The organism is Microcoleus sp. Pol12B5 (assembly GCF_036701335.1).
Lineage (GTDB): Bacteria > Cyanobacteriota > Cyanobacteriia > Cyanobacteriales > Microcoleaceae > Microcoleus.
In genome coordinates this window covers 42,543-49,209 of sequence record NZ_JAUBQQ010000044.1, presented here as the reverse complement: position 1 = coordinate 49,209, position 6,667 = coordinate 42,543, and the positions used below count along the sequence as shown (strand labels likewise).

Here is a 6,667-nt window from a genome sequence, read left to right as displayed (position 1 = left end):
GACGGCGAAGGCTCAAACACCTTCCGCGCCTTCAACCCAACTCAGTCAGAAGAAACCTACTCGATGGTTACAGCCAACCGTTTTTGGTCGCAAATCTTCGGAATTGCCTTCTCCAACAAACGCTGGTTGCACTTCTTCATGCTGTTCGTACCTGTTACAGGCTTGTGGATGAGTTCCATTGGCATCGTCGGTTTAGCATTAAACCTGCGCGCCTATGACTTCGTATCACAAGAATTACGCGCTGCTGAAGATCCTGAGTTTGAAACGTTCTACACTAAGAACATTCTGCTTAACGAAGGCATTCGTGCTTGGATGGCTCCGACAGACCAACCCCACGAAAACTTCATCTTCCCTGAAGAAGTTCTGCCTCGCGGTAACGCACTTTAAAAAAATCAGGATTTGGATTTCAGATTAATTTAGTTTTTTTAACTTAATCTGAAATCCAAATCCCTATTCCCCGGCGCAGGTGCGGTACTCCCGTGCCCTACTAGGGAACAAAAAAACCCAAAATCCAAAATCTAAAATCGTTGGAGGTTCTACCGGGTGGTAACGCTCTCTAATTCCTACGCAAGCGGTCGCGACCAAGAATCCTCCGGGTTCGCTTGGTGGTCTGGCAACGCTCGTTTGATCAATCTCTCCGGCAAACTGCTGGGCGCCCACGTCGCTCACGCTGGCTTGATCGTGTTCTGGGCCGGTGCAATGACTTTGTTTGAAGTCGCTCACTTTATCCCAGAAAAGCCCATGTACGAACAGGGCTTAATTTTGATGCCCCACGTCGCTACTTTGGGTTGGGGCGTAGGCCCTGGCGGTGAAGTCACTGATATCTTCCCGTTCTTCGTAGTCGGGGTTCTTCACTTAATTTCATCTGCAGTTCTCGGTTTGGGCGGCATTTATCACGCCGTTCGCGGCCCGGAAGTTCTCGAAGAATACTCTTCGTTCTTCGGCTACGACTGGAAAGATAAGAACCAGATGACCAACATCATCGGCTATCACCTAATTTTGTTGGGTGGCGGTTGCTTGCTGCTGGTTGCTAAGGCTATGTTCTTCGGCGGTGTCTATGACACTTGGGCTCCAGGCGGCGGGGACGTGCGTATTATCACGAACCCCACCCTGAACCCGGCTGTGATTTTTGGCTACTTGGTTCGCTCTCCTTTTGGTGGCGAAGGCTGGATTGTCAGCGTCAACAACATGGAAGACATCATCGGCGGTCACATCTGGCTTGGCCTGATTTGTATCGCTGGCGGTGTTTGGCACATTTTGACCAAGCCTTTCGGCTGGGCTCGCCGCGCCTTAATCTGGTCTGGCGAAGCTTACCTGTCTTACAGCTTGGGTGCTTTGTCCCTGATGGGCTTCATCGCTTGCTGCTTTGTCTGGTTCAACAACACTGCTTACCCCAGCGAATTCTACGGCCCGACGGGCCCGGAAGCTTCTCAAGCGCAAGCTTTGACCTTCCTGATCCGCGACCAACGCTTGGGTGCTAACGTCGGTTCTGCACAAGGCCCCACCGGTCTGGGTAAATACCTGATGCGCTCTCCTACTGGCGAAATCATTTTCGGCGGTGAAACGATGCGTTTCTGGGATTTCCAAGGCCCTTGGTTGGAACCCTTGCGCGGTACTAACGGTTTGGACTTGAACAAAATCAAGAATGACATTCAGCCTTGGCAAGCTCGCCGCGCGGCTGAGTACATGACTCACGCTCCTTTGGGTTCTTTGAACTCTGTGGGCGGTGTGGCGACTGAAGTTAACTCGTTTAACTTCACTTCTCCTCGTTCTTGGCTGTCCTGTTTCCACTTTGTGATGGGTTTCTTCTTCTTGGTCGGCCACTTGTGGCACGCTGGTCGCGCTCGCGCGGCTGTCGCTGGCTTTGAGAAGGGTATCGATCGCGAAAATGAAGCGGTACTTTCTATGCCAGACTTAGACTAATCGATCGAATTTATTTCTGATTTGATTGTCTAGTTGAAAAAGACTCCTGCTTAACGGCAGGAGCTTTTTTTTGATCTAAAAATATCTGAAAAAGCTGCGGATTGTCGATCGACCATTCTCCGAACCCGCTAGCAGCAGATCCAATCCTAGACATATAAACCCGGTTTCTGAGTTAACCTTTTGAATTCCATGCTATTTCTTTCCGTAAGCTCGTTCTTCAGCCAGCTTTTGCATCCTGGAGTCAGATACTTCGGTACGACCTTCATCGGTTGTGGTGAATGACTCTGCAAGTCTTGAAACTTGACAATTTTAGTCCGTTGGGGTAAAGAGCTTGCAAGGCAGGCTGTACAAAGTTTATATTTAAAGTACAAAAGTTGTAATCCCACACAATGGAAAGTTGCAATGGAAAGTTGCAATTTTAAGGCAGATCGCTACAGGTGTAAAACTAATCGACGATCGGCATCAGGATATTTATATTTTATTAAATGGCTGTGCTTGCCAAATTTTTTAACAGGCACAAAACTTGTGGGCCGCTTACTGTTATTGCTAGGGAAGCAAAAGATTAATAATGGACTCATTAAAGATCGAAAATCTCAAGGTGAGGTTCGATCGAGCAAATTTGCTCGAACGCATCGCCAACCGCATTCGCCGCTCTCTAGAACTCCCGGAAATTCTGAGCGCAACAGCAGCAGAAGTTCAATCCTTCTTGGGAACAGACAGAGTAAAAATCTACAAATTTCATAGCGACGGTAGCGGTGAAGTGATTGCCGAATCAATTAACGGCAACCGCTTGCCATCCCTATTGGGTCTGCATTTTCCAGCAGACGATATTCCCCCTCACGCCCGCGAATTGTTCGCGCAAGTACAGGTGCGATCGATCGTCGATATAGATTCCGGGCAGCTAGGCCAAAGTCCGCGCCGCGAGGCGGTTTCGGGCCAACTGCTGCCCGACGACCAAATGCACTTTCGTGCGGTTGACCCCTGCCACGCTGAATACTTGACTGCACTGGGCGTCAAGGCTTGCTTAGTAGTACCAATTTTTCACGGCGAAGAATTCTGGGGATTGTTGGTATCTCACCACTCCGAGTCCCGGAGTGTGGCAGAAAACGAACTCCAAGGCGTTCAGATGGTGGCAGATCAGCTCGGCGTCGCCATAGCCCAATCAACCCTCCTCGCCCAAGCGAGGGCGAAAGCTCAACGGGAAGCCGCAGTCAACCGCGTCGCCACAGCCCTTAACTCCCAGCCGGCGATTGAACTCCAAACAGCTTTGGCAGAATCGGTAGCAGCACTAGATGCAGGCGGCGGCAGGCTGTGCATTTTCGCCACGCCATTGGTTTCCGACAGCAGCAAGGTTACGAATCTAGTTCCCTATTCGGATAACTCGAATCGGGAACTCACAGTCTACACTTGCGGCTCAGGGCCGAAGATGGGAATTTCCGCAAAATACCCGCAGGTTGAGCAATACAGCGTCTGGCACGAATATTTTAAATCCGACGAGCAACAGGTTTGGGCAATTCCCGACTTGTACAAAATTAGCAGTTTGAGAAGCCTACAACCTGCATTTCGATCGACCAAAATTCGCAGCATTTTAATCGTACCACTCAGAACCCGCCAGCACATATTCGGTTACTTGACCATTTTTCGAGAAGAATTTGACACCGAAACTCTCTGGGCGAGACAGTTTGATAGCGACGAGCGGCTCGCCCAATCTCGGATATCTTTTGAATCGTGGAAAGAGTCAAAAACTGCCCAAATTCGCGAATGGAAGGCTGAAGAAATTGAATTGATCCACATTTTTGGCACGCACTTTTCTAATGCTATTAACCACTACCAACTCGATCAACAAATAGAGGAACTTAACACCAACTTAGAAAATCAAGTTCAAAAGCGCACCGCTCAACTACAGCAGTTGACCCAACAGCAGCGAGTGCTGTTTGAAGTGGTGGCAAAAATGCGTAAATCCCTCGACTTGAACAAAATTTTTAGCACGATGTCCCAGGAAGTGCGGCGGGCTTTAAATGCTGATCGAGTTGCGGTTTACCGCTTCGATTCCGCATCAGAATTTAACGACGGCGAATTCGTTGCCGAAGATGTTTTGCCAGATTTTGTGTCAGCAATGGCAGTCAAAGTGCACGATCGCTGCTTTGGAGAAAACTACGCCAATCTCTACTCTCAGGGGCGAGTTCACGCCATGCCCGACATCAGACAAGCTGGACTGCAAGATTGCTTTCACAAAGTCTTGGAGCAATTTCAGGTCAAAGCTACTTTAGTTGCACCGATTATGAAAGGCAACGACCTTTGGGGGTTGCTGTGCGTACACCAATGTTCGGCTCCCCGCAACTGGGAAGCTTCCGAAATTAAATTTGCCACCCAAATTTCCGCTCAGCTAAGCATTGCTTTAGAACAAGCAGATCTGCTCGCTCAAACTCAGCAGCAAGCAGTTGAGTTGCAACGGGCAGCAGAGCAGGAGCGAATACTGTTTGAGGTAGTTGCTAAGATTCGACAATCTCTCGATTTAGATACAATTTTTAGCACGACAACTACAGAATTGCGGCGGATATTAAAGGCTGATAGAGTGGGCATTTATCGCTTCGATACAAGTTCAAATTTTAATGAAGGTCAATTTATTACCGAAGATGTTTTGCCAGATTTTCCTTCAGCAATGGATGTAAAGATTCGCGATCATTGTTTTGGAGAGAACTATGCAAATAAATACAGTCAGGGACGCATTCAAGTGCTGCCTGATGTCGAAAGTGCGGGACTCTCCGACTGCCACGCTGCTATTTTAGCTCTATTTCAAATTAGATCTCAGGTGATTATGCCGCTGATGAATGGCAGCGAACTTTGGGGTTTGCTGTGCGTGCACCAGTGCGACAGTCCGCGCCATTGGAACACTTCAGAAATCCAGTTTGCTACGCAAGTCGGAGCTCAGTTGAGCGTAGCATTAGAACAAGCAGATTTGCTTGCTCAAACGCGGCAGCAAACGATCGATTTGCAGTGGGTCGCCGAGCAACAGCGGATACTGTTTGAAGTGGTGGCTAAGATTCGACAATCTCTCGATATCAACGCAATTTTTAAGACAGCAACCCAAGAAGTTTGTCAGTTTATGCCAGTTGATAGAATTGCTGTCTATCAATTTAATCCTGATTGGAGTGGCTATTATGTGGCCGAGTTTGTGAAAGATGGCTGGATAAAATTGGTAGGGGAAGGTCTCAGTACAGTTTGGCAAGATACTTATTTGCAGGAAAACCGAGGCGGCAGATATGCCAATAATGAAACTCTAGCCGTAGACGATATCTATCAAGTTGGCCACTCGGAGTGTGTTGTCGGTATTTTAGAGAAATTTCAGGTGAAGGCTTATGCGATCGCGCCGATTTTTGTAGGACAAGAACTTTGGGGTTTGCTGACAGCGTATCAACATTCAAGACCCCGCTGTTGGGAAAGTTCAGAAGTTAACTTTTTAGCTCAGATTGCCAATCAATTGGGCGTTGCTATCCAACAAGCCGATTTGTTAGCTCAAACCAGACGCCAAGCAGAACAAATCGCTCAAAGTTTAAAAGATTTGCAGCACACTCAAGCTCAATTGATTCAAACTGAAAAAATGTCAGGCTTGGGGCAACTGGTAGCCGGGATTGCTCACGAAATTAACAATCCAGTTAATTTTATTTACGGCAATCTCAATCACGCTAGTGAATATACTGCTAGCTTACTGAGTTTGTTGGAACTTTACCAGCAGCAATATCCAGATTATAGTCCTGAAATAGACAAATTGAGTGAAGATATTGACTTGGAATTTCTGCTAGAAGATTTGCCAAAATTGCTATCGTCAATGAAGGTGGGAGCCGATCGCATCCGTCAAATAGTTTTGTCTTTAAGGAATTTCTCCCGTCTTGATGAAAGTCAAATGAAGGCGGTTGATATTCACGAGGGCATTGACAGCACGCTGTTAATTTTACAGCACAGGCTGAAATCTAATGCGGACAGTGCCAACATTGTGCTAGTGAAAGAATACGGCATTTTGCATCGAGTTGAGTGTTATGCGGGACAGTTGAATCAGGTATTTATGAATGTAATTGGAAATGCGATCGATGCTTTGGAATCGAACAAGTTGCTCGCTGGTCAATCTGTAGTTCCTCAAATTAAAATCTCTACTGCTGTCGGTCAACTTAATGGTACTATTCCTAGCGCGCTGATTCGGATTTCTGATAACGGTACGGGAATTTCGGAATCTATGAGAAAACGCATATTTGACCCTTTTTTCACAACTAAGGCAGTGGGAAAAGGTACTGGATTGGGACTGTCAATTAGTTACCAAATTGTGGTAGAGAAACATGGCGGCGTTTTAAAATGCAATTCGGAATTGGGGAAAGGTACTGAGTTTGTGATCGAGATTCCGCTTCGACAGCAGTCATTAGTCATTAGTCATTAGTCATTAGTCATTATTGTAAAATCCAGCCAACAGTCAATAGTCAACAATCACGGACGCTCCAACCAGAATTGATCTAATTAATCTGCGTTACTCGGTGTTAGTCTGTCTGTATCTGCAGTTAAAATAAAAAATATAATTTATGAACCGCAGATGACAAGGAATTGATGCTGATTCACGCAGATGCAGAGAAGAGATATATGAATAATAATTCCGATGCTAACAGATTTGGAACCAGGCTTGATCATGCGTATGCGATCGCATAGTCATTTTGCGGCATCCGGGTGACAGTTGCCTAAGTCCTGATGCAAAAAGATA

The 6,667-nt window shown here is 46.8% G+C and carries 2 protein-coding genes and 1 pseudogene; all 3 read left to right on the top strand.

Translation table 11 applies throughout. The features are described from left to right. Window positions 1-387, top strand: a pseudogene (locus QUA24_RS18120) (photosystem II D2 protein (photosystem q(a) protein)); the annotation flags it as partial. A 156-nt stretch (window positions 388-543) separates the two neighbouring features. Continuing rightward, window positions 544-1,923: a photosystem II reaction center protein CP43 gene (gene psbC / locus QUA24_RS18115; protein WP_333216871.1), complete on the top strand. Its 1,380-nt coding sequence runs from the start codon at window positions 544-546 to the stop codon at window positions 1,921-1,923. A gap of 568 nt (window positions 1,924-2,491) precedes the next feature. Beyond that, window positions 2,492-6,352: a GAF domain-containing protein gene (locus QUA24_RS18110; RefSeq protein WP_333231041.1), complete on the top strand. Its 3,861-nt coding sequence runs from the start codon at window positions 2,492-2,494 to the stop codon at window positions 6,350-6,352. The last annotated feature ends 315 nt before the right edge of the window (window positions 6,353-6,667 follow it).